Here is a 24,294-nt window from a genome sequence, read left to right as displayed (position 1 = left end):
ATCTAAACTAGATATAATAAGATTAACATACTTAACAAGTGTTTGGAGGAAGAGTTATGAGATATCCGCAATTTATTAAAGAAAATGCAACGATTGGTATAGTCGCTCCATCCTTTGGTGTATCAGGAACACCATATTATGAAAATTATATTATTGCTAAAAAAAGCTTAGAAGAAAAAGGATTTAAACTAGTTGAATGTCCAAGTATTTACAATCTAAAAAAAGCTCAAAGTAATTTGCCAGAAATTAGAGCAAAAGAACTTATGAACTTTTATGCTGATGATTCAATTGATTTTTTATGGTCTTGTGCAGGTGGAGAAATCATGAATGAAATCTTACCTTATCTTGATTTTAAACAAATAAAAGAAATGAAACCAAAATGGTTTATTGGCTATTCAGACAATACATGTTTTGTACACCCGCTTGCAACTTGTGCTAATACTGCTTCGATATATGGAATGTGTGTTTCTGAGTACAATACATTACAACTAAAAGCAGCAAGTGATGCACTACTAGATTTACTAATGGGTAAACAAAATAAATTCGAACAATTTTTAGATGAACCAACTTATACAATTCCAAGCGGTGATTTACACTTTGAAGGTAGATTACTTGGAGGTTGTATGGAAGTGTTAGTTAATTTACTACAAACTCGTTTTGATGAAACACTGGCATTTAAAGAACAATATTGCAACGATGTGATTTTATATGTGGAAGCCTATGAATACAACACATTAGGTGTAAAAAGAGTATTGTGGCAATTAAATGAATTAGGATACTTATCTAATTTAAAAGGATTAATGATTGGAAAATTAAATAATGCAGAACCAGCATTCGATGTAACGATAAGTGATGCATTGAATGATTTGAATTTAAATGTACCCATTGTCTATGATGTTGAGATAGGTCATACCTATCCAACGATACCAATGGTAAATGGTGCTTATGCAAAAGTATCAGTTGAAAATTCTAAATTCTTTATTGAATATGATTTTACTCGTTAATGAAATCAACGACACGTTGAATGTTTTCTCGAGTGAAGAATTGATCATCTGTATGAATTGCCGTTGGGAATAATTCTAATGTAATTTTAGCTTGAGGAAAACGTTCTTTTACTGTGTTATAAAAATCAATGCTTTGTTGAGCAGGTACAAGAGTATCTTTTTGTCCATGTTGTAATAAAAGGCGTGGCATCTCTTTTGTGATATAAGTAGTAGGATTAATTGCAGCCAGTATAGTTGGATTAGTAAAGTTTTCTTTTCCAATAAGTAAACTAATGAGCCCATCTTCATCGTTAATGTCTGTTTCACTTGTAAAGGTGCACCCTAAATCAGTGAGTTGTTTTGACATGGTTGTGGAATCAATTGCAGGATAGAAAGCAATGATGCTTTTTAGTGTGTGTTGTGTTTGCGTAAGAGAATAATGAAGTAAATTATCTTCTTGAATCAATCCACCAAGTAGTGCTAAATGAGCACCTGCAGATTCTCCCCACAGATGAAGATTATCTAAATCAAAATGATATTGCTCAGCGTGATTTTCAACCCAGCATAAAGCTTGTTTGATATCAATGATTTGTTGAGGGTAGCGAGCATCAATGGACAATGAATAATCTATAGATACAACGTTAATGCCAAATTCAACAATTTGAATCATACCTTTCATAAATTTAGATTGTTTAAATCCACTAATCCAACCACCACCATGAATGATAATTACGGTTGGTTTTTTAGTTGTGGTGTAGTCTGGTAAATAAACATCTAATTTTTGATTTTTGAAGTAGGGGATATCTAATTCGTGAATTGGAAAACATGTAGGGTCCATGTGACCTTGATCAAATTCGAGAAAACTTTTTAGTTTATTACTTAATTCCATGAGATTGTCTCCTTTGCTTGTTAAGTCAATTATAACAAGACACTTTTTAAAATAAAGCTTAATTTGAATGAAGCGTTATTTAATAGGTAGAGAAAAAGTTGTGCTAGACTTAAATTAGAAAGATGATATTGGTTTAGGTATGGCAATTGTATTGTATGCAGTCGTGACATTCTTCTCACTTGTGGTTGGTATTGGTTCAGGGCTAGGACCTGGATTAATTATGAGACCCTTGTTTGATTTAATAAATATTCATTCTGTAACTGAGATTGGATATTATATTTCGGTTGCCTTTTTTCCTATGCTTTTTATTTTGACTTATCGCTTCTTTAAAAATAATAAATCACCGATTGATTGGTCAAGAGTTTTAGTTTCTGCATGTGGGGCAATTGTGGGTGGTATAGTAGGTGAATATCTACTAGAATACTTAGCGAAAATTGATGAAACGCTTGTAAAACAAATACAAACATTATTCTTTATCATGATTATCATCGTTATGTTTTTTTACTTTTTAGATAAAATAAAGATTAAAGAAAAAGTAATTGAAACAAAGAATAAGATATTTTGGATTAGTTTTACATTATCAACAATCATTATCTTTTTAGGTTTTGGTGGTCGTGGTTTAAATCTTGCAGCATACATGACATTTTTTCCATATGATAAAAAAGAAGCTCCACTTTTATCACTTGTAATTATTTTCTTTTCATTAAGTACCAAACTTACAAAAATAGCTTTAACAACAGGTTTTGGTTCATTTGATCCTAAAATTGTTGTTGTGCTATTAATTTCGTCTACAATAGGAAGCATTTTGGGATATGCAATTAATAAGTATTTGCCGAAGAAGTATGGCACACCAATTAGTTTAACAATCTTGGTCTTCGTGACAATTGTCATCTCATATAATTTTATTAAACTCTTTTAGAGGTGTTTGACACAACTATAAAAGAAAGATAATCTAGTAATGTACATTACCCGTTTTCTTGACCCTTGTTTCTATGCTATAATTACTCACAGTTGAAAGAGAGGTGTACAATTTGAATTTAGTTATTGGGGCATTCCCTTATTTTGTACTACCACTTCTTCTTTCTTTTATTTGTGTACCTATCGCAAAGAAAGTAGGTTTGAATTTAGGCATTTATGCCCAGGAGAATCAAAGAACAGTTCATCATGGGAAAATTGTACGTATCGGTGGTTTAGCGATTTACATAGCATTTATGATATCAATGGCTATTTTTGTTAAAGCAGATGATACGTTAAATGGTATTCTTCTTGGGGGAATGATTATTTTCACAGGTGGGTTACTGGATGATATCTTTGATTTAAAACCTATTGTAAAACTAGGATTTCAAATTGCCGCTGCTTTAGTTGCGATGTTTGTGGGTCAAATTTATTTAACATCCATTAGTTTGCCATTTGGCATTCAAATTAATAATATATTTATTTCAGGATTTGTTTCATTTGCGTGGATTGTAGGTATCACCAATGCAATTAACTTAATTGATGGGTTAGATGGCTTATCAAGTGGTATTTCATTTATTGTTACCTGTACCATTGGTTTACTAGGTTTCTTTATGGGAAGACGTGATATTTGTATTATGTCTCTTATCTTAGCGGGATCGATTTTAGGTTTCTTGAAGTATAATTTCCACCCGGCGAGTATTTTTATGGGAGATTGTGGAGCACTCTTCTTAGGGTATATGATTGCGACCATATCCTTACTCGGATTTAAAACAACTGCATTTATTACATTGGGATTTCCAATCTTGATGTTGTTTATACCAATTTCAGATACACTTCTCGCGATTATACGAAGAAAACTTAAAGGCCAAAAAATATCTGAAGCCGATCGTAGTCATTTGCATCATATCTTAATGTACAAATTAGATTTAGGTCATCGCAATGCAGTCTTAATTCTCTATTTAATGACGATGTTATTTGGAGTAAGTTCAGTTATCAGTTATTTCGATAAAGTAGCAGGTATGATCATGGTTGTTATTTTGTTGTTTATATCGGAGATATTCATTGAAAAAACAGGAATGATTAATCCTAAATTTCATCCGTTATTGGGATTGTGGCGACGAATTAGAGGAAAAAGTAAAGAAGATACAAACGAACACTGATAAAACAGTGTTTTTTTTAGGAATTTAATGCAATATTTAGAACAAGACAGTAAGGAGGTAATTATGAATAAACAAAGGATTAATCAATTATTAAATGGTGATGATGAGTGCGTAGAATCTTATCAGACAAAGTGGCTAGCTTATGTCAAAGCAAGAAAAGAAGTAATGATGCATGTGGATGAAAAAAACAGTGATAATTATTTGGTAAGTGATGCGAATTGGGTATTACGTAGTCAATATACCTCATGTGAACAGTTGGGAGTTGAGGTTAAGGAAGGCGATATTTGTTTCATAGATTATGGACAAGCGTATATCAATGAAATTGGTTTTCAACATTTTGGCTTGATCTTTTCCCTTTATCAAAAGAAAGCCTTCGTAATTCCAATGACATCCAATGAGGTACAATATCATAGTGCCTATGATTTAGTGGAAAATCCAAATGGTAAGAAACATTTGATGCGATTAGGATGTTTACCCCGGTATGAATAAACCATCAGTTCTATTTCTAAATGATTGTAAGTACATCAATACAGCACGTATCATTGATATCAAAGCACATTTATCGACGGATTCACCTTGTTATCGAATGATTAAGAAACGAATTATACGATTAATTACTGAAAGCGAAACTGTGTAAAATTAATTTAGTTGTGATAAACTATAGTTATGATGAAAGAACTTGTTTCTAAGAAATGGATTGTAGCAGTATCAGGAGGGCCAGATTCAATGGCCCTTTTAGACATGTGTGTCCAAGAAAAAATGAATGTTGTAGTTGCACATGTAAACTATCATAAAAGAAATACTGCAGACCGTGATGAAAAATGTGTAAAAGAATATTGTGAAAAATATCAAATTAAAATGATTGTCTTACATCCAAAACAAACAGGCAAAGGAAATTTTCAGGCTTGGGCAAGGGATGTGCGATATGATTTTTTTATGAAATGCTACAAGGAAGAAAATGCTCAGGGGTTATTGGTGGGACATCACCAAGATGATTTGATTGAAACTTATTTGTTTCAAAAAGAGAGAAAATCAATTCCTTCTCATTATGGAATTGCACAAATTTCAATGTATAAAGAGATGGAAATCATAAGACCATTGCTCAATATGAGCAAACAGGATTGTATTGCGTATTGTCATACGCATGATGTGTCCTACAAAATCGATGAGTCTAACTTAACCAATCACTACACACGAAATAAACTACGGCATGAAATTGTTGAAAAAATGACACATGAAGACCGTATTTGTGTTTTACAAGAAATCGAAGAGAGAAATAAAGAACGATATAGAATGAAACAATATGAAGGGCTTTTGTCAAAAGCTCAATTGGATATTTCTACATTAAGTCATGAATCAAAGGAATTTCGAATGAATTGTTTAAGACAATGGTTTAGAAATCAAAACCTAAGGGAAGCAAATAATTCAAAAGACTATTTTGAGCAATTAGAAACTGTTTTATGGAGTAGAAATAATTATGAAGTAGAGTTAAGTAATGGAAAACTCATTGTTTCACAAGGAATTTGTGAAATTGTGGGAAATGAGGACAAAGAGTATGAGGTTGTAATACAATCTATTCAAGACTTTAAAAGTCCTTATTTTATAGTAGAAACAACGGGTTCGATGGGAGTGAATGCATGTACGGTGAAAGAAATTGATTTTCCGCTTACAATTAGAAATGTAAGACAAGGGGATGCGATTCAATTGCGGTTTGGTACAAAGAAAATAAATCGATGGTTTATTGATCGAAAAATACCATTAAAAGATAGAAAGTCATGGCCGATTGTCTTAAATTGTAATAACGAAGTGATATTGGTGCCTGGAATTGGGTGTAATGTGGAACATTACTCTATAAAACCTAACTTATTTGTGTTAAAATACTGAATAGCACGGAGGAAAAAGTATGCATCAATTGATTAAAAAGGTATTAGTAACTGAGGAGCAAATTATTGCACGCTCAAAAGAATTAGCCAAACAAATTACAAATGACTATGCAGGGAAAGAAGCACCGCTATTTGTAGCATTGTTGAAGGGATCTGTACCATTCTTAGCAGAATTAGTAAAACATGTTGAGATGGACATTGAATTTGATTTTATGGATGTTTCAAGTTACGAAGGAACTGAATCAATTGGTGATATTAAAATATTAAAAGATTTAGACCGCTCGATTAAGGGGTTAGATATTATTCTTGTAGAAGATATTGTGGATACAGGAAGAACACTAACTACAGTTAAACAAACGTTATTAAATAAAGGTGCAAACTCTGTGAAGATTGTGACTTTACTTGATAAACCAGATCGTAGAGTCGTTGAGATTAAAGCAGAATATACAGGTTTCGAAATTGAAAATGAGTTTGTGGTTGGCTTTGGTTTAGACTACAACCAAAAATTTCGTAATTTACCATACATTGGTGTATTAAAAGATGAATGTTATCGATAAATAGTAAGGAGTGTGTTTAATTGATGAAAAATAACAACCGGTTTTTAAATTATTTGCCATACTTGGTTGTTGCTATCGCAATGTTTAGTTTATTCAACTTAGGAGGAGGCTCTGGTTCAACACAAAAACTTTCATATAATGAATTGTTGAATGTGTTAGAAACTCAAGATGTCACTAAGGCAGATGTAAGCATTGGATACAATGTAATTCATGTTAAAGGGATTTATAACGATGGAGCTCAAGATATACTTTTCTCATCTACAGTTCCTAACACTGAAAGCCAATCTGATTTAGTATTGGAATTATTAAATGAAGGACAAGTTGCAGTAATAGATGCTGAAGAAAGCAATCTATTTCTTGATACTATAATTTCATTTATTCCATATTTAGCATTAGGTGGGTTAGCAATTTTCATGTTAACAAGAATGCAAGGTGGCGGAAACAACAAAGCATTTGAATTTTCCAAATCACGTGCAAAACTTGAAGGCAACATTCGAGTTCGTTTTGCGGATGTAGCTGGATGTGATGAAGAAAAAGAAGAAATGGTAGAAATTATCGATTACTTAAAGTCGCCAAAGAAATTTGCGAAAATGGGTGCTCGTATACCAAAAGGAATTTTAATGGTAGGTCCTCCAGGAACAGGGAAAACTTTACTTGCTAAAGCTGTTGCTGGTGAGGCTGATGTTCCATTCTATAGTATTTCAGGATCTGATTTCGTTGAAATGTTCGTAGGGGTTGGAGCAAGTCGTGTGCGCGACATGTTTAAAAAAGCACAACAAACTTCACCATGTATTATCTTTATTGATGAAATTGATGCAGTAGGTAGACAACGTGGAGCTGGATTTGGTGGAGGACACGATGAACGTGAACAAACATTAAATCAACTCTTAGTTGAAATGGATGGTATTGGTGAAAATGCGGGAATTGTTATGATTGCTGCAACAAATAGACCAGACGTACTTGACCCAGCATTACTTCGTCCAGGACGTTTCGATCGTCAAATTACAGTATCACTACCTGATCGTAAAGGTCGTAAAGAAATTCTTGAAGTTCATGCAAGAAATAAACATTTAGGTCCAGATATTGACTTAGAAGCATTAGCAAAACGTACTCCAGGATTTAGTGGAGCTGACTTAGAAAACGTATTAAATGAAGCTGCAATTCTTGCAGTTCGTGAAAGTTCAGATTTAATTCATATGTCACAACTTGATGAAGCAATTGACCGTGTTATGATGGGACCTGCTAAGAAGAGTCGTAAGTATGATGAAGCAAGTAAGAAACTTGTTGCTTATCATGAAGCAGGGCATGCCATCATTGGTTTATACTTAGATGATGCAACAGTAGTGCAAAAAATTACAATCATTCCTCGTGGTCAAGCTGGTGGATATAACTTGATGACTGAAAAGGAAGAAAAAATGATGCGTACAAAGAAAGACTTAATGAGTACTATCACTTCATATATGGGTGGACGTACATCAGAAGAAATCTTCTTTGATGATATTTCTGCAGGAGCATCTGGTGATATTGAATCAGCAACTCGTATTGCTCGTGATATGGTTACTGTATATGGTATGAGTGATTTAGGACCAATTAAATATGATAGTGGAAGTGGTAATGTCTTCTTAGGAAGAGATTACAATTCGCCTTCAAATGTATCGGGACAAATTGCTTTTGAAATTGATCAAGAAGTACGTAAGATTATTGATACATGCCATAAACAAGCACATAAAATTATTTCAGAACATAAAGATGATTTAATTAAAATTGCGAATGCATTGCTTGAGTATGAAACAATTACTGCTGAGCAAATTGATCTAGTGATTAAAGGCTTACCAATCAATCAAGATCTTCCTAAGAAAGATGTTAATAAGGATGATAAGAAAGATGATGGAAATACGGAAGAACCTGTTGTAAAGAAAACAACTCGTAAACGTAAACCAAAAGCTGAACAAAATCAACTGCCACTTGAAGAACCAAAACCAGTGGATATTCCAGAAGATCAAAATCCTTCATTAGATGAAATTAATGAAAGTGATTCTATTGAAGACGAAATTGAAACAAAAACACCAAAAATCTAATATGAAATGAGCCAGTGAGTTTATACTTATTGGCTTTTCTTATGTTGGAATAACAATTGACATATGTTAAAGTTAAATAGTGATGAGGAGGAAATCATGAATACTTTAAAAAAACTATTGACGGCAAGTTTAACGACGTTCTTGGTATTAGGATTAGTTGGATGTCAAACAACTGCGCCAGTTGATAATGTAGCTGAACAAACTCGTTTTGATGAATTTGTAACAAATGAAATCAAAATGTACCTAGAAGATAATTATTTATCTGTCCATCAAACTGTGTCAAAACCTGAGGCGTTTGGCGTAGATGTAAACAATATTGTAGTCCAAATGACGGAGCCTTGGAGTGAAAATCAAGTTAAAGAAACACTTGAAGAATTTGAAACTTCAAAGAAAGAATTTGAAACATTTGATCGTAAAACTTTAACTGAGAAGCAACAAAATACTTATGATATTATTAAAGATCAAATTGAATTAAATGAAATCTCAAATAGAGAAGATTTTGAATATGTAGGAAATGTATTTGGATTATTTAGTGGAATTCATATTTCAGTGCCACAAATTTTATCTGACTTTGTGTTCTATAGTGAAAAAGATGTACAAGATTTAATTACGTTAATGGGTAGTGTAAAACCAATGTTTGAAGGTTACACAGAATATGCTAAAAAGCAAAAAGATGCAGGCTATTTCATGTCTGACTACAATGTTGATGAAATCGTTAAGTATGCTGATAACTTAGCTAATCAAGGTTATGGTGAAGAAATGATGGCTGTAGTAGAAGAAAATATTAATGCTTTTGAAGGTATTGATGATGCAGCAAAAGCTAAATACATCGAACAAGCAAGAGCTGTTTACACTGATTCGATTGTACCTGCCTACTTAACACTAGGTGAAGAACTTACTAAACTAAAGGATCCTGCAAATAACCAATTTGGTTTAGCTCATTTTGAAAATGGAAAAGAAATCTATGAACTATACTATCGCATGTATACAAGTTCAACATTATCAATTGAAGAAGCAGAAAAAATGCTTGAACAACGTATTGTAACAAGTATACAAGCAATGCAAACTGCTATGATGAAAGATCCAACTGCACTTGAAATGGTGCAAAGTGGAGAATATAAAGCAGGTTATGATTCTTATGAAGCAATGATTGAAGCACTAATTGATTGGTCAAAAGAACAATATACAGAAATTAATATACCTGAGTATGAAGCGATTCCTGCTTCTAAACTTGTATCAGATGGTGTTGGAGCCTACTACATCACACCATTTATTGATAAGGAAGGTAAAAACTATATTCGTGTAAATACTAAGAATGCAGCGTTAATTGATGATTTACAAACATTCTATTATATTGCGCATGAAGGAATTCCAGGACATATGTATTATTATAATTATGTGGTTCAAAATGATATTGATCCATACAACTTATTATTATCAACACATCTTGGATTCTCTGAAGGATTTGCAAACTATGGTGCAAATTATGCGTTAGATGCAGCAAATACAAATGAAGCATTAAAAGAAATTATGCGTGCAAACTTTGACGTAAACTGGGCATTAAGTGCTCTAATGGATATTGGTGTTCATTATCATGGATGGACAATTGAAGAATTTAATGATTTCTTAGCAAGCTATGGTTTAAATGGAGAGGGTATGGAAGCTACATACTACATGACTCAATCAAACCCGGGTGTAAGTTTATCTTATGGTATTGGTTATTTCCAAATACTAGATTTACGTGCAAAAGCTGAAGCTGAATTAGGTGACAAGTTTGATGTGAAAGCATTCAATGATGCATTATTAAAATCAGGGAATGCACCATTTAGCATGGTAACTAAAAATATAGAAGACTACATTAGTAGTAATAAATAAAAAAAGATCTTCGAGTAATTTTACTCGAAGATTTTTAGTTGATAAATCCAAGCAGTATCGCAAGAACAACAAGCGCAGGTGCAGGTATTTTTTTAGTATAAAGTAGGATAAAGAAGAAAAGTATAAATAAGTATTGTACCAAAGGTAATAGCGGTGTAAATAATAGCGTAAAGGCTGTTTTTAAGAGTAGTCCACAAGCCACTGCACTTATTCCTTTTAATGCGACTTTTATTGCTTTAACCTGCCTTAATTTATCCCACATAGGATAAATAAAATAAATCAGAAGAACACCAGGTAAAAATATTGATACACCAGATAATAACCCGGAAATAATTTGAAGAGTAAGATTCGTATCCCGGGCAGCTAAGCCACCTACAAAAGAACTGAAGCCAAACATTGGACCAGGAAGACCTTGGATAAGTCCATAACCAATTAAGAATTCTTGTTGACTTAAAAAATGATAATGATCAACAAACTCTGAAATCATTAATGGTACAACTACTTGACCTCCACCAAATACTAAATAACCAAAACGATAGAACTCATAGAAAAGTGTTGCGAGTAATGAGCCAGTAAGAATCATAAGGAAATAACTTCCAATTGCAAATACAAAGAAAAAAATTAAAAATTTCCAGGACGGCTTGATATGAAAATCCGATAAATTTAAATCTGGTTTTTCAAGATAAATCATTAGAACGCCACCACACAATAGAAGAACAGGATAGAGCCAAGTTGCTTGAATAAAATAAGTAAGAAGAGCACTCGTAATCGCAAGAATTACAGTAGATTTATTAATCAAAACTTTCTTAGAAATGTTAAGTCCAGCAAATAAAACAAATGCGATTGCCATGGGTGCTAAATATCTTAAGAAATCAATTGATAAATTATTTGATTCTAAATAGGGGAAAATAAGTGCAAGAACTGTCATTAAAATTAATACGGGTAGTGCCCATACAAGTAAAGTCAGAAAGGCGAGTAGTTTACCACCTACTTTATAGCCAATTGCTGTAATTGTTTGAGTACTTGTTGGACCAGGCAATATAGAACACAAAGCATTAAGTTCAACTAATTCTTCTTCGCTTAGATAGTTTTTCTTATGAACAAGTTGTGAATAAAAGATACCAAAGTGAGCCTCAGGTCCACCATAAGCACCTAAGGAACAAATGAATACATCAAGTAAAAAATGGGTAGTTTGCATAGAAATCCTCCAAAGATAAATAATCATTCTATATTTATCATAAATTGATAAAGAATTGTACTCTAATGCAATGAATGAAGTTGAAGATGCATATCAATCATTAAATATTTTTCCCCATATCATACGCTATTTGTCTTAAATGTGAGTTCTGTGCTTCCCCTTTTTCATAAAGCTCAGCACCGTAAAGATAAGACTTAACGACAGAGTTTGGCAAGCAATCAGTAAATCCACGTAAAGAATCCATAGTACGCTCCATCATTTCTTTACCATCCGCAGCAGTGACAATAAAATAAAATTCCTTATCCCTTATTTCTGTATAACGGGGTAATGTACGATCAATCATCACTTTCATTTGTCCACTCATGGAATAAAAGTAAACAGGTGTAGCAAGTACAATGACATCAGCGTTTATCATTTTCTCTAATAAATCTTGCATATCATCTTTTTGGATACACATTTTTGTTTTGCGACATCCATAACAAGCTAAGCAAGGTTTAGTCATTTTTTCTTGTAAATAAATTTCTTCTGTAATATGTCCTACACTATTAGCTCCTTGCGCAAAAGCGTGGCTTAATATTTCAGAATTTCCATTTTTTCTAGGACTTCCTAATAGAATTAATACATTTTTTTTCATTCTTATTCTCCTTTAGTTTAGTTTTTGGCTAATGCATCTAGCCGAGATGTAATCGTTGATTTTGAATTTTCAATCTCATTTCTTGAAATAGATAACCCTTGATTAGAAACAATTGCAGCAGGTTCTAATTCTTTGATGGTTTCAATTGTATTTGAAAACCCACTACCTCCATGTGTATTAAAAGGAATAATTGTTTTTGATTCAAAATCATAATCATCAAAGAATGTATATAAAATCATTGGCATATCACCCCACCAATTTGGATAACCAACAAAGACAATGTCATACTGCTCAAAATTGTCTATTGAATTCTTTATTAAAGGACGAGCTTCCTCTTTCTGTTCAGTGGATGCTAAGTCTATTAATAGTTCATGACTTGTTAGATAAGGTGTAGTAGGTTCAATTCTAAATAATGTTCCTTGAGTATATTCTTGAATGATAGAAGCAAAATATTGTGTATTACCCATGACTTCATTATCAATGACAACAGTACTATTTTCTTCTTCGCTACTCATGTCAGTAGATGAAGATGTCTCGGGCATTGAGAAGTAAACAATGAGTATCTTATTCGAATTATTTTCTTGTGGCTGATTATCAATGACTGCTTCTTGAGTATTTACGTTTGATGAGGTACATGCGGAAAGCCCAAAAACTAGAAGAATACCTAAGAAACAGATTATCCATTTCTTCATTAAATCTTTCCTTTTCTCTCTTCAATTATACTTAAGAAATAATCAACAGTTTCAGGTGTTTGATGATTAAAGAATAAACTTGTATTTGTATCAAGTTCACTTATTTTCTTCATCTCATCATTTGATAACTCAAAATCAAATATTTCGATATTTTCTTTCATTCTTTCAATATGAGTTGATTTTGCAAGAGCAACAACATTGCGTTGCATAAGCCATCTTAAAATTACTTGAGCTACAGACTTTTGATATTTCGCTCCAATTTCTTTTAATGTAGGATTTTCAAACATATTGCATTTGCCTTCTCCAAAAGGTGCCCAAGCTTGTATCTGTACATTACGTTTTATCATATTTTCTTGTGCTGCTACTTGTTGATGGAGTGGATTAACTTCTACTTGATTAACATGAGGTGGAATTTCATTAAATCCAGCAATATCAGCTAATCGATCAGGAGAAAAATTACTTACACCAATTGCACGAATTTTTCCTTCTTTATACAAATCTTGCAAAGCACGATATGCTCCATAATAATCACCAAAGGGTTGATGAAGTAAAACTAGATCCAAATAATCAAGTTTTAGTTTCTCAAGTGATTTTTTTACTGAACTTAATGTTTTCTCATAGCCATAGTTATCAATCCAAACTTTTGTCGTGATAAATAATTCTTCTCGTGGAATACCACATTTACTAATGGATTGACCAACTTCTTCCTCATTGAAATAAGATTGTGCAGTATCAATATGCCGATACCCAACTTGAATTGCGTTCAATACACATTCTTCACAAATTTCTTTTGAAATTTGAAATACACCAAATCCTAATTTTGGCATTACTACTTGATTACTTAATGTTACATATTCCATTTGTCATTCCTCCTTGACGGTTACTAATTGATTTAGTACGATTGGATTATAAAACTCGGTAGTAACTACCGGTCAAGAGTTATTTTAACTTAGAGGAGAAATAATGATGTATTCAATGAAAGAAGTATCTAAACAAACGGGGTTAAGTTATGAAACACTCAAGTATTATTGCAATGAAGGACTTATACCAAACGTAAAACGAGATAGTAATAATTATCGTGTATTTGATGATCGTGATATTGCATGGATTGAAAATTTAACTTGTCTAAAGCAATGTGGCATGGGTATTTCTGAGATGAAAGTTTATATTGATTTATGCTTGGAGGGAATATCTTCTATTACAGAACGTAAAAAAATATTAGAAAAGAAAAAAGAGATACTAATAACTAAACTCAATGCAATTAGTAAGAGTATTGATTATATTGACACAAAACAAAAGTTTTATGATGATGTCTTAGCAGGAAAAATTAAATATAAAAGTAATCTTATAAAAATAGAGTAAATCATCTCTTTAGTTAATCTAGAGTTATTTTTATCATAAAAATAAAAAAATTTTTAAAAAATAGAAAATATTAAAATAATTGAATAGCAAAGGCTTTTTTTGGTATATATAATGCTAAAAACTTCACAAGATTTGTAATCGATTACAGAAACCGCTTGCATTTTAAAATATCTTATGCTAATTTAATACTGTAAATAGATTTTGATGAACTTCCAAAAAAAGTTATATTTTTTTACAAGTTCATGTAATGGATTACATGGGAGGGCATATGGACAAATATTCGTCAGTAAAAATTAGTGATGTATCAAAACTGGCTGGCGTATCTGTAGCGACGGTATCTCGTGTAATTAATAATACCTGTTTTGTAAATCCAGAAACAAAAGAAAAAGTATTGAAGGCAGTTGAAGAGTTGGCATATGAACCTAATTTGTCTGCAAGAAATTTAAGACGTAATACAAGTGGTGCAATTTTAGTAATTGCTCCAAATATGACCAACCCATATTATTCAAACATTATCAAAGGAATTAGTGAGACAGCAAGAAAGTATGATTGCAGTACATTTGTTTGTAGTACTGATGGTGATAAAGAACAGGAATTAGAACTATTAAAAATATTAGATAACAGAAGAGCTGATGCAGCTATTATTCTAGCGACAAACATTGATAACGATGAAATATTACCTTATGTTAAAAAATATCCTGTAGTATTCTGCAGTGAATATAATCCTGCACTCAATATCGATCGTGTATCCATTGATAACTATCAAGCAGCTGTTGAAGCGACAGAATACCTTATCGGTTTAGGACATCGCAACGTAGGAATGATGAGTAGTGAAAATGACTATATCTCAACTGAATTGCGTAAACAAGGATTCTTAGATGCATGTAAAAAACATGGAATCAAAAACGCTGAGAAAAATATTGTGTATGCATCTAAAGACTATTCATTCTCAAGTGCTCGCAGTTTAGCAAAAAAAATATTTTCTAAGAAAAATCACATTGATGCTTTGTTTTGTATCTCAGATATCTTAGCTCTTGGTGCTATCTATGGAGCAAGGGAATGTAAGTTAGAAGTTCCAGAAGATGTATCTATCCTAGGGTTTGATAATCTTGAGTATTCTGAAATGATGGTTCCACAAATTTCCACGGTGAATCAACCTTGTTATAAATTAGGAGAAGCAGCAATGGAAAGAATTCAAGATAAACTTAATAACCCAGAATCTGAACCTAAAGTTGAAATTCTTAAACATCGTCTAGTTGTTCGAGGATCAACATCAAAAATTTAAATTGGATTGAACGAGAATAGGAACTCGTTAATCATAAAATTTCATTAAGAGAGAGAGGAAAGAAAATGAAAAAAGGTTTAAAAGCATTACTTGTATCATTATTAGCATTAAGCCTTGCAGCTTGTAGCACACCTGCTAAAGATCCAGCTGCAACTCCAGGTGGCGATGCTGGCAAGACTGAAGGAGACAAAATTGTTATTGGTGTAGTTGTTCCTTCTGGAGACCATGGATTTACTGGTGAAAGTTTAGCTCATGCAAAAGCAGAAGCAGAAGCAATCAACGCAAGTGGTCAAAACATTGAAGTTATCGTTAAAGATGGACTTGAAGCAAGTGATCAAATCACTTCAATCGAAAATTTACTTTCTAGTAGCAATCCAGATGTAATCGTATTATGGCCAATGGAAGGTGAAGCATTACGTAGTGCTGCACAATCTGTTACTGATGCTGGTGTTAAACTAGTTATCTATGACCGTTTAATCGATGGATTTACTGCTGATACATTTGTAGGAGATATCATGGGTGATAACGTTGGTATTGGTACTCAAATGGGTAACTATTTAACAACATTCTATGCTGACGATGATGCAGTTAATTACTTACGTTTCATCGGTGATGCATCAACTGTTGGTGTTCAACGTTCACAAGGTATGGATGATGTAATTGATCCTGCTAAATTTGTTCAAATGAAAGAAACATTTGTAACTAACTGGAGTTCTGAAACTGCTCAAAACCAAATGGAAGAATGGTTAGCAGGAGCTTCAAAAGATGAAATCGAAAGTTTAGATTTAATCGTAACTCATGATGATGAAATCGCTGATGGAATCATGAATGCGTTAGAAGCATACACAGGCGGAGCTGATTTAAGCAACTTAAAACTTGTTACTTCAATTGGTGGACGTAAAGAAACTTTAGACAAATTTGAAAACACTAAATTAGGTGTTAAACTTATCACTTATTACTTTGCTCCAGGTATGGTTAGAGAAGCTATCCGTTTAGGTATCGCATCTGCTCAAGGTACTGACTATACAGGTGCAACATTAACTGATGGAGTTTACTTAATCCCTACATTTGCAATTTCTAATGCAGGTGGAGATGTTAAGTTTGATTTCGAAGGATATAGAGGAAGCGATATATTCACTGAACGTTACAGCATTTTCGAATAATAAAATTTGATGATGATGTTGAAAGTCGGTCGTCACTGACCGACTTTCTTATTAAATAAAGGAGTAAGAATATGCTTGTTGAAATGAAAGGTATTGTCATGGACTTCGGTCCAGTTCGTGCTGTAAACAATGTAGATTTCTCAATTGATTCAAAAGATATTGTTGGATTACTTGGAGAAAATGGTGCAGGCAAATCAACATTAATGAATGTACTTGCAGGGGCACTTCAACCTACAAAAGGGGAAATCTTTATCGATGGTAAAAAAGTTCATATTGCTAATGCACATGTTGCTGGTAAATATGGTATACGATTTATTCACCAAGAATTAAATCTTTGCAATGAACTAACTGTTGTAGAAAATATGTTTTTAGCACAAGAAATTACTAAAAACGGTATTACGCAAACAAAAGAAATGATAAATCGCTGTGTAGAAGTGTTTGATAGAATGAATGTAAAAATAAATCCGATGTCTCCAGTATCAGATTTACAAGCAGCTGAAAAACAATTGCTTGAAATTGCAAAGTCATTATTATTTGAATCAAAACTTATAATTATGGATGAACCAACAACAGCATTATCAACAAATGAAATTGAGAATTTGTTCAATATCATGAGGCAATTAAGTGAAGAGGGAGTTAGTTTTATTTTTATCTCACATAAAATGCCAGAGTTATTTGAAATATGTAAAACGTACTTTATTATGCGTGATGGTAATTATGTATCACAAGGTAATTTTAAAGATATTGTAGAGAGTGAAATTACTGAAATGATGATAGGTCATAACCTAGCAGAAGATTCATTTGATAATAAAGAAAATCATTCAAAAGATAAGGTCGTTTTGTCAGTAAAGAATTTCTCAAGTGAGTTGTTTCATGATATTAATTTCGAATTGCATTCAGGTGAGATTCTTGCGATTACAGGGCTACAGGGATCAGGTAGAGAAGCAATTGCCGATGCCTTATTTGGAGCAGAAAAATACTCTGGAACAATAGAAATTGATGGATATGAAATGAAGAAAGGTTCCAAAATTATTAACTTTATGAAACGTGGTGTAGCTCTTGTTCCACGTATGCGTAAAGAAAGAGGAATCTTCAATGATTTATCAATTTACGATAATATGTCGATGGCATATTTCAATACGAAATTAAAAAAATTATTGATAAGTGATAAAGAAGAAAATCAAAGATTTACACGTCAACAATCTGCGATGAAGATTAAAGTAGGTAATCCAAATAATCCGATTACATCACTATCTGGTGGTAATCAACAAAAGGTTATTTTGGGACGTTGGCTTGAAGCTGATGCAGGGATTATGTTATTTGATAATCCGACACAAGGAATTGATGTAGGGGCAAAATTTGAAATTTATCATTTAATCTTAGAGCTTGCAAGACAGGGAAAAGGAATCATTGTATTTAGTGCAGAGTTTCCTGAAATATACAAAGTGGCGGATCGCTGCTTAGTCCTATACAAAGGACAAATCATGAAAGAAATGAATCGTGATGAATTAAATGAAAAAGATGTCATGTTATATTCAACGGGAGTTAATAAGGAGGTAGCAACGAATGTTTAAAACTTTTCAAGGATTATCATCAAAAGAAATACTAAGAAAAATTGTACAAGATTATAGTTATTGGTTATCATTTTTCTTGCTTGTTATTATTGCATCAGTTATGAATCCAAACTTCTTTAGTTGGAATAACATTTCAAACATCTTTGTACAAAGTGCAATGATTGGTTTAATTGCAATGGGTATGAGTATGGTTATATCTGCTGGACAAATTGATATTTCAGTAGGTTCACAAGTAGCTATTCTAGGTGGATTTGGAATCATGGTTTTAAATGCAACTGGAAGTGTTTGGATTATGCTTGGTTTCTGTATTATTGGCGGTGCAATTATTGGTACTGTCAATGGATTGCTTGTAGCAAAAGGACATTTGCCAGCGATGATTGCAACACTTGCGATGCAAACTGCATGTCGATCAATTATTAACTTCTATGGTCAAGGTGGACCATTTACGGTAAAAAAAGAAATCTATGACAGTTTTAGAATGATTGCAGTAGGGGGTTTCCAAATTGGATCATTTAAAATTCCATACATGATGGTAATCTTCATTGTTGTAGCAATTATTTTTAACATCATCATGAAAAGAACAAAGCTTGGAAAACATATTTATGCAGTTGGAAGTAATGAAACATCTGCAAGACTTGCAGGTATTAATGTAGATATGACTAAGATTGCTGTATTTACTATTACAGGAATTATGTGTGGTGTTGCTGCTGTATTGTATGCATCACGTTTAACGGCTGTTGCATCAGCAAATGCTGCTGTAGGTTATGAGATGGAAGCAATTGCTGCTGTAGCAATTGGTGGTACATCAATGAGTGGTGGTAAAGGTAAAATAATGGGAACCTTCTTAGGTGTTCTCATGTTCAAGATTATTAGTAACATTTTAACGAGTGCTGATGTGTCATCATTCTTAAATGGTGCGATTAGTGGTTCAATTATTGTTATTGCAGTATTGTTGCAAAATTTCCAAAATAGAAAGAAATAGGTGAATGAAATGATAAAAGTTGGGATAATTGGATGTGGAAAAATTACTCAAGTTCGACATGCACCAGAATATGCTGAAAATCCAAATTGTGAAATCGTTGCTTTCTTTGATAATAACTATGAAAGAGCACAAGAACTTGCAAAAGAATATAACGCAGTTGCTTGTGATACATTGGATGAATTATTAGATATGGATCTTGATGCAGTAAGTGTCAATGTTGCTAACTTTGCCCATGCTGATGTAACAGTAAGAGCGTTAAACAAAGGAAAACATGTACTGGTTGAAAAACCAATGGCAACAACGGTTAATGAATGTGTTTCGATGATTAATGCAGCAAAAGAAAATCACGTACAATTAATGGTTGCGCAAAATCAACGATTTGCTCGTGCACATGTTAAAGCACATGAATTAATTCAAAGTGGAGCAATTGGAAAAGTATTAACATTTAGAACTGTATTTGGACACCCAGGACCTGAGGGTTGGACGGGTGATGCGAATTCATGGTTCTTTGATAAGAAATTAGCACATTTTGGAGCAATGGCAGACTTAGGAGTCCATAAGACAGACTTGATGCATTATCTGCTTGATGATGAAATTACAGATGTATTTGCTCAAATCCGTACATTAGATAAAAAATATCCAGATGGAACGCCAATAACAGTTGATGATAATTCATATTGTATGTATCAAACAAAAAAAGGTGCAATAGGAACAATGCATGTTAGTTGGACATTCTATGGTAATGAAGATAACTCTACTGTTATTTATGGAACAGAAGGAATATTAAAATGTTATACTGATCCTGAGTATTCGTTAATTTTGGAGAAGAAAAATGGAGAAGTAGAAAAATTTCAACTTGATCAAATGACATCAAATAAAGAACAAACAAGCAATGGTAGAACAAATACAGGTGTTATTGATGGCTTTGTAAATGCTTTACTTGAGGGTAAAGAAGTACCAGTTCCAGGTTATGATGCTAGTAAAGCGATGAGAGTTGTTATTGCAGCAGAAGAATCTGCAGCAAAGAATTGCATGGTAAAGGTAAAATATTAGAGGTGGAAAAATGAAAAGAATGATATCAATTTGTAGTGGACAATATGGAGATTTACCATTTGAAGAACTATGTCAAAAAATGAGTAGTTTTGGATATGAGGGATTAGAACTAGCGGTTGCGGCTCATGTAGATGTACCAAGAGTAATCAAAGATCCAGCATATGTAAAAGAGTTATTTGCTACTTTGGATAAATACAATCTAAAGATAAGTGCTCTAGGAGCTCATTTAATTGGACAATGTGTTGGAGATAATTTTGATCCTCGTTTGAACAACTTTGCACCAAATGATTTAGCGAATCAACCAGAGAAAATTAGACAATGGGCAATTGAATCGATGAAAGATGTTGCTCGTGCTGCTAAAATATTAAATGTTAAAGTTGTTACTTGTTTCTTAGGATCTCCTATTTGGGCATATTGGTATTCATTTCCTCAAACTACCCAACAAATGGTTGATGATGGATTCAATCTAATAAAAGAGTTATGGACACCAATTTTTGATGTCTATGATGAATGTGGAGTTAAACTTGCACTGGAAGTTCATCCTACAGAAATTGCTTTTGATTACTACACAACAAAGAAATTATTAGAAACTATTAATTATAGGGATACACTAGGATTGAATTTTGATCCAAGTCACTTTGTATGGCAAGGAATGGATCCTGCGTTATTTATAAGAGACTTTGGTGATAGAATCTATAATGTTCATGCGAAGGATGTAAAAGTTCGTCTTGATGGTAGAGCTGGTATTCTAGGATCTCATATTGAATTTGGGGATACAAGACGTGGATGGAACTTTGTTTCTCTAGGTCATGGTGACGTAAATTTTGATAATATTACACGCGAATTAAACCAAATTGGTTATCAAGGACCCGTTGCAGTAGAATGGGAAGATAGCGGTATGGAAAGATTTGCAGGTGCGAAAGAAGCTTGTGAGTATATTAAAAAGTGGGATTTCCAACCATCAGATGTAAGCTTTGATGCAGCATTAAAGACAGAATAGTAATAAATAACAACAAAAAATATAACCAAGGTGCTTAAATACCTTGGTTATTTTAATTTGATAAGTAACACTAACTTTAAAAAGCCTTATATAAAGGCTTTTTCTTACGTTTAATTAAAAATGAGATTTTTTCTTTATATAACCGGAATATAACTGATATCTATTATCATTACCATAGTAAGAAGTAAATTGGAGGCAACACTATGAAAAAATTGATTAAGTTGATGCTAGCATTAATGCTTATGTTAACTGTAGTACCTACATCTTCATGGCAAGTATTTGCTACTGTTGGAGAAGAAACAATAACTATCGAAAATAAACCTGAAGAGAATACAGGTAATTTTTCGTCTGAACCAACTACAACACCAGAGGTGACAGTTGTACCGGAATCAACACCAGAGATAACAGCTACACCAGATGTTGCGCCAACACCAGAGGTAACTCCGACGGGTACTCCTGAAGTAACTGTGGGTAAAACGACATTGGTGACGATTCATCAATATATCGAAAATGATCAAGTAGTGAATAAAGAAGTTATTATAGAAGATTTAGAAATTGGACAAACAATCCAAGCTAAAGATTATGCATTATCAATTGATGGACAAACAGTAGTATCAACATCAAATGATTCATTATTGTTACAAAGAAGTGATAATGTGATCGTCTATGAATATGAAATCATAAATAGTGGACAATTATTAAGTTATGGCAGTGTAATTGCAGGATCTTCAAGCAATAAAAAAGCAAGATCAGCCAAAGTGGGTAATGATGAACCAGGAGCAGTTTTTACGACTAAACAGGCTCGTTGGGTTGATGAAAATAGTGGCATCGCTGCAATTGATTTTACTGTAAAAGGAAATCCAGTAATTACTGGATCAGATGTATTGTTAATTGTTGATAACTCTGCAAGTATGACAAATGCCGGTGAAGATCGCTGGACACCATTACAAGATTCAGTTAAATCATTCGTAAATGAACTGTATGCTGATGTGAATGGACATACGTCTACTAATAAAATAGGCTTATTAGCTTTTTCATCGAACGCTGATTCATATACTGATGGCTTTGCAGGTGTTAATGATTTAATAAGCGTTAATGCAGGTGGAAGTGCAGGTAAATATTCGGCGAAAGAATATTATAATAACATCTTGTGGAATATTTTATCCCCTTATGGAAATAGTACAAATTACGAAGTAGCATTTGAAAGTGCTGTAAAAATGTTTACAGATCTTGATAGTGATCGTCCAAAGTTTGTTATTTTCTTAAGTGACGGTGTTCCAAATGCAGGGGATTATGAAACTGCAAAAATGTATTCAAATCAATTGAAAACAAGTGGAGTTAAAGTATTTTCATTAGGCTTGCGTTTAGCGGGGGAGAAACCTTTTAATGAATTTATTGAACCGTTAGCATCAAATCCTACTTCACAATATGCAAAAGATATTCAAGATCTAAGTCAACTTCAATCTATATATAGAGAACTTGCAGGACAAATTAAAATTGCTGGTACAGATGCAATTATTACAGATTATATTAATTCTGAAATATTTGAAATTGCTTCAAAACCAGATTCAAATGTAAATTACGAAGCAAGTCATGGAACTGTTTTAATTGAAGGTAATAAAGTAGTTTGGAATATTGGAGATATTACCGAATCCGAAAAGAAATTAACAATTTATGTTAAGGTATCAAATGTAAATGCATCAGGTTTAGTTTATACAAATACAAGTGCAAATAACACATATGTAGATTATGCAAATTCATCTCAAACTAAAGATATTCCAAATGCATCATTAACAATTGGTAACAAAGGGTCCATTCAAATGAATTATTATCTTGTTGATAAAAATGGAAAGCTCATTTCGCAAACAGGAGCTCCACTTGATGATTTTTCTAAGAGAGTAGTATTGGAAACAGAAATGTTCGAAAAGAATGGAAGTAGTTCGTTAGATTTTGGAACTTATCATCCATATCCACCGACAACGATAGTAGTAGATAATGTAACCTATGTGTATGTGGCTAGTGGAGAATACAATACATCTATTGATAAAGTTATCATTTTAAATCCAGCAAATAAAACAGAAAATGTTTATTATGGCTACAAAGAATATACAGTTCCAAATTTTATATTCTATGTGCAACATTATCTTGAAAATGAAGATGGCTCATTTACAAAACAAGAGATGTCTTCTAAATATGAAACTCCTTCAGTTGAAGGTGAAATTTTATATGCGAAGAACTATGTGAATGAAGGTTATTTAACAAATTATACTTTTGTCGAAAATCATAAAGATTCTATTTCTCAAATTGAAAATAAAATAAACTCACAAAATAATCTTTTGACAGTGTACTATACAAGAATCATGGATAATATTGAATACAAAGTTAATCATGTTGTTAATGGAAAAAGTACAATAGACACGGTAAAAGGTACAATTTGGCGTGGAGAATCACAAAAAACAATTGAAGTTACATCTGATTCATTGAAGGCAAAAACTGATAAAGATTATGCTGGTTACAAAATTGAATCGATCAAAGATGGTAAAGGCAATGATGTTAAATTTGGAGATAAAGTACCTAATGGCACTATTATCACAATTAACTATATAAAAGATGAAACACAAACAAAAGATATCCATTATACAGTGAAGCATGTGGCAGGAACACAAGAAATCAATGATGATTTCACAGTGACAGTGCAAGTGTTAGAAACAAAAGCACCAGTACAAGCGATTATTGCAAAAACAATAATAGGATATAAAGTAGTACAATCTGATATTGATAATGCACCAACTACAGTTGCAGAGGGTGAAGTTATCACAATCAACTATGTAAAAGATGAAACACAAACAAAAGAAGTAAGCTATGAAGTAACACACAAGTTACCAAATGGAGATAGTGAAGTAGTAACAGTAAAAGAAACAGTATGGATTAATGATGCAGATGAACTAAAAGTAACTGCAGAGTCAATC

General features: G+C 32.7%; 22 protein-coding genes. 17 read left to right on the top strand and 5 right to left on the bottom strand.

Annotated elements, in window-relative coordinates:
- Window positions 1-56: 56 nt before the first annotated feature.
- The gene (locus B5D14_RS05630) at window positions 57-1,004 is read left to right on the top strand and encodes a S66 peptidase family protein (protein WP_078711617.1); all 948 of its coding nucleotides are present in this window, start codon (window positions 57-59) and stop codon (window positions 1,002-1,004) included.
- Here B5D14_RS05630 and B5D14_RS05625 read toward each other — a convergent pair.
- Window positions 994-1,872 (bottom strand): alpha/beta hydrolase, encoded by an 879-nt coding sequence (locus B5D14_RS05625; protein WP_078711616.1) that lies wholly within the window; start codon window positions 1,870-1,872, stop codon window positions 994-996. The two genes, B5D14_RS05630 and B5D14_RS05625, sit on opposite strands and share 11 nt — an antisense overlap.
- Window positions 1,873-2,011: 139 nt before the next feature.
- Between B5D14_RS05625 and B5D14_RS05620 the strand changes: the two genes are divergently transcribed.
- From B5D14_RS05620 to B5D14_RS05590, 8 genes are all read left to right on the top strand, one after another.
- Entirely contained in the window at window positions 2,012-2,791 is a 780-nt protein-coding gene (locus B5D14_RS05620; RefSeq protein ID WP_078711615.1) for a sulfite exporter TauE/SafE family protein, read from the top strand.
- Between the two features lie 112 nt (window positions 2,792-2,903).
- Window positions 2,904-3,989 carry an MraY family glycosyltransferase gene (locus tag B5D14_RS05615; protein WP_200804767.1) on the top strand — a complete coding sequence of 362 codons (1,086 nt, stop codon included), beginning with the start codon at window positions 2,904-2,906 and terminating at the stop codon, window positions 3,987-3,989.
- Window positions 3,990-4,052: 63 nt separating this feature from the next.
- Window positions 4,053-4,478, top strand: a complete 426-nt coding sequence (locus B5D14_RS05610; protein ID WP_200804766.1) for a hypothetical protein — start codon at window positions 4,053-4,055, stop codon at window positions 4,476-4,478.
- A complete protein-coding gene (locus B5D14_RS12315) occupies window positions 4,471-4,626 on the top strand; it encodes a hypothetical protein (protein ID WP_200804765.1) in 156 nt (51 codons plus the stop codon). The genes B5D14_RS05610 and B5D14_RS12315 overlap by 8 nt, the downstream gene beginning before the upstream one ends.
- A 29-nt stretch (window positions 4,627-4,655) precedes the next feature.
- Entirely contained in the window at window positions 4,656-5,873 is a 1,218-nt protein-coding gene (gene tilS, locus B5D14_RS05605; protein ID WP_078711614.1) for a tRNA lysidine(34) synthetase TilS, read from the top strand.
- A gap of 19 nt (window positions 5,874-5,892) precedes the next feature.
- Window positions 5,893-6,429, top strand: a complete 537-nt coding sequence (hpt, locus tag B5D14_RS05600) for a hypoxanthine phosphoribosyltransferase (protein WP_078711613.1) — start codon at window positions 5,893-5,895, stop codon at window positions 6,427-6,429.
- A 23-nt stretch (window positions 6,430-6,452) separates the two neighbouring features.
- Complete coding sequence (gene ftsH / locus B5D14_RS05595; RefSeq protein WP_078711612.1) at window positions 6,453-8,507, top strand: ATP-dependent zinc metalloprotease FtsH; 2,055 nt, start codon at window positions 6,453-6,455, stop codon at window positions 8,505-8,507.
- A gap of 96 nt (window positions 8,508-8,603) precedes the next feature.
- Window positions 8,604-10,382: a DUF885 domain-containing protein gene (locus B5D14_RS05590; RefSeq protein WP_159443736.1), complete on the top strand. Its 1,779-nt coding sequence runs from the start codon at window positions 8,604-8,606 to the stop codon at window positions 10,380-10,382.
- A gap of 34 nt (window positions 10,383-10,416) precedes the next feature.
- Here B5D14_RS05590 and chrA read toward each other — a convergent pair whose 3' ends face one another.
- From chrA to B5D14_RS05570, 4 genes are all read right to left on the bottom strand, one after another.
- A complete protein-coding gene (chrA, locus tag B5D14_RS05585) occupies window positions 10,417-11,580 on the bottom strand; it encodes a chromate efflux transporter (RefSeq protein WP_078711610.1) in 1,164 nt (387 codons plus the stop codon).
- 100 nt (window positions 11,581-11,680) lie between these two features.
- A complete protein-coding gene (locus B5D14_RS05580) occupies window positions 11,681-12,214 on the bottom strand; it encodes a flavodoxin family protein (protein WP_078711609.1) in 534 nt (177 codons plus the stop codon).
- Window positions 12,215-12,231: 17 nt separating this feature from the next.
- Window positions 12,232-12,906 (bottom strand): flavodoxin, encoded by a 675-nt coding sequence (locus B5D14_RS05575; RefSeq protein ID WP_078711608.1) that lies wholly within the window; start codon window positions 12,904-12,906, stop codon window positions 12,232-12,234.
- The gene (locus tag B5D14_RS05570; protein WP_078711607.1) at window positions 12,906-13,766 is read right to left on the bottom strand and encodes an aldo/keto reductase; all 861 of its coding nucleotides are present in this window, start codon (window positions 13,764-13,766) and stop codon (window positions 12,906-12,908) included. The genes B5D14_RS05575 and B5D14_RS05570 overlap by 1 nt, the downstream gene beginning before the upstream one ends.
- A 106-nt stretch (window positions 13,767-13,872) precedes the next feature.
- On the opposite strand from B5D14_RS05570, the gene B5D14_RS05565 reads away from it, so the two are divergent.
- The 8 genes from B5D14_RS05565 to B5D14_RS05530 form a co-directional block, all read left to right on the top strand.
- Window positions 13,873-14,268 (top strand): MerR family transcriptional regulator, encoded by a 396-nt coding sequence (locus B5D14_RS05565; RefSeq protein ID WP_078711606.1) that lies wholly within the window; start codon window positions 13,873-13,875, stop codon window positions 14,266-14,268.
- A 268-nt stretch (window positions 14,269-14,536) separates the two neighbouring features.
- Window positions 14,537-15,553, top strand: a complete 1,017-nt coding sequence (locus tag B5D14_RS05560; protein ID WP_159443735.1) for a LacI family DNA-binding transcriptional regulator — start codon at window positions 14,537-14,539, stop codon at window positions 15,551-15,553.
- Between the two features lie 65 nt (window positions 15,554-15,618).
- Window positions 15,619-16,716 carry a sugar ABC transporter substrate-binding protein gene (locus B5D14_RS05555; protein WP_078711604.1) on the top strand — a complete coding sequence of 366 codons (1,098 nt, stop codon included), beginning with the start codon at window positions 15,619-15,621 and terminating at the stop codon, window positions 16,714-16,716.
- Between the two features lie 71 nt (window positions 16,717-16,787).
- Window positions 16,788-18,290, top strand: a complete 1,503-nt coding sequence (locus tag B5D14_RS05550; RefSeq protein WP_078711603.1) for a sugar ABC transporter ATP-binding protein — start codon at window positions 16,788-16,790, stop codon at window positions 18,288-18,290.
- Window positions 18,283-19,272: an ABC transporter permease gene (locus B5D14_RS05545; RefSeq protein WP_078711602.1), complete on the top strand. Its 990-nt coding sequence runs from the start codon at window positions 18,283-18,285 to the stop codon at window positions 19,270-19,272. Before B5D14_RS05550 ends, B5D14_RS05545 begins: the two co-directional genes overlap by 8 nt.
- A 9-nt stretch (window positions 19,273-19,281) precedes the next feature.
- Entirely contained in the window at window positions 19,282-20,325 is a 1,044-nt protein-coding gene (locus tag B5D14_RS05540) for a Gfo/Idh/MocA family protein (protein ID WP_078711601.1), read from the top strand.
- Window positions 20,326-20,335: 10 nt separating this feature from the next.
- The gene (locus tag B5D14_RS05535) at window positions 20,336-21,325 is read left to right on the top strand and encodes a sugar phosphate isomerase/epimerase family protein (protein WP_078711600.1); all 990 of its coding nucleotides are present in this window, start codon (window positions 20,336-20,338) and stop codon (window positions 21,323-21,325) included.
- 203 nt (window positions 21,326-21,528) lie between these two features.
- The coding region (locus tag B5D14_RS05530; RefSeq protein WP_143254398.1) for a vWA domain-containing protein at window positions 21,529-24,294 on the top strand (2,766 nt) is incomplete at its 3' end.

The sequence above is a fragment of the Anaerorhabdus furcosa genome (assembly GCF_900167375.1).
Taxonomy (GTDB): domain Bacteria; phylum Bacillota_I; class Bacilli_A; order Erysipelotrichales; family Erysipelotrichaceae; genus Anaerorhabdus; species Anaerorhabdus furcosa.
The sequence above is the reverse complement of the archived record's forward strand: the minus strand, read 5'-3'. Positions and strand labels throughout refer to the sequence as shown.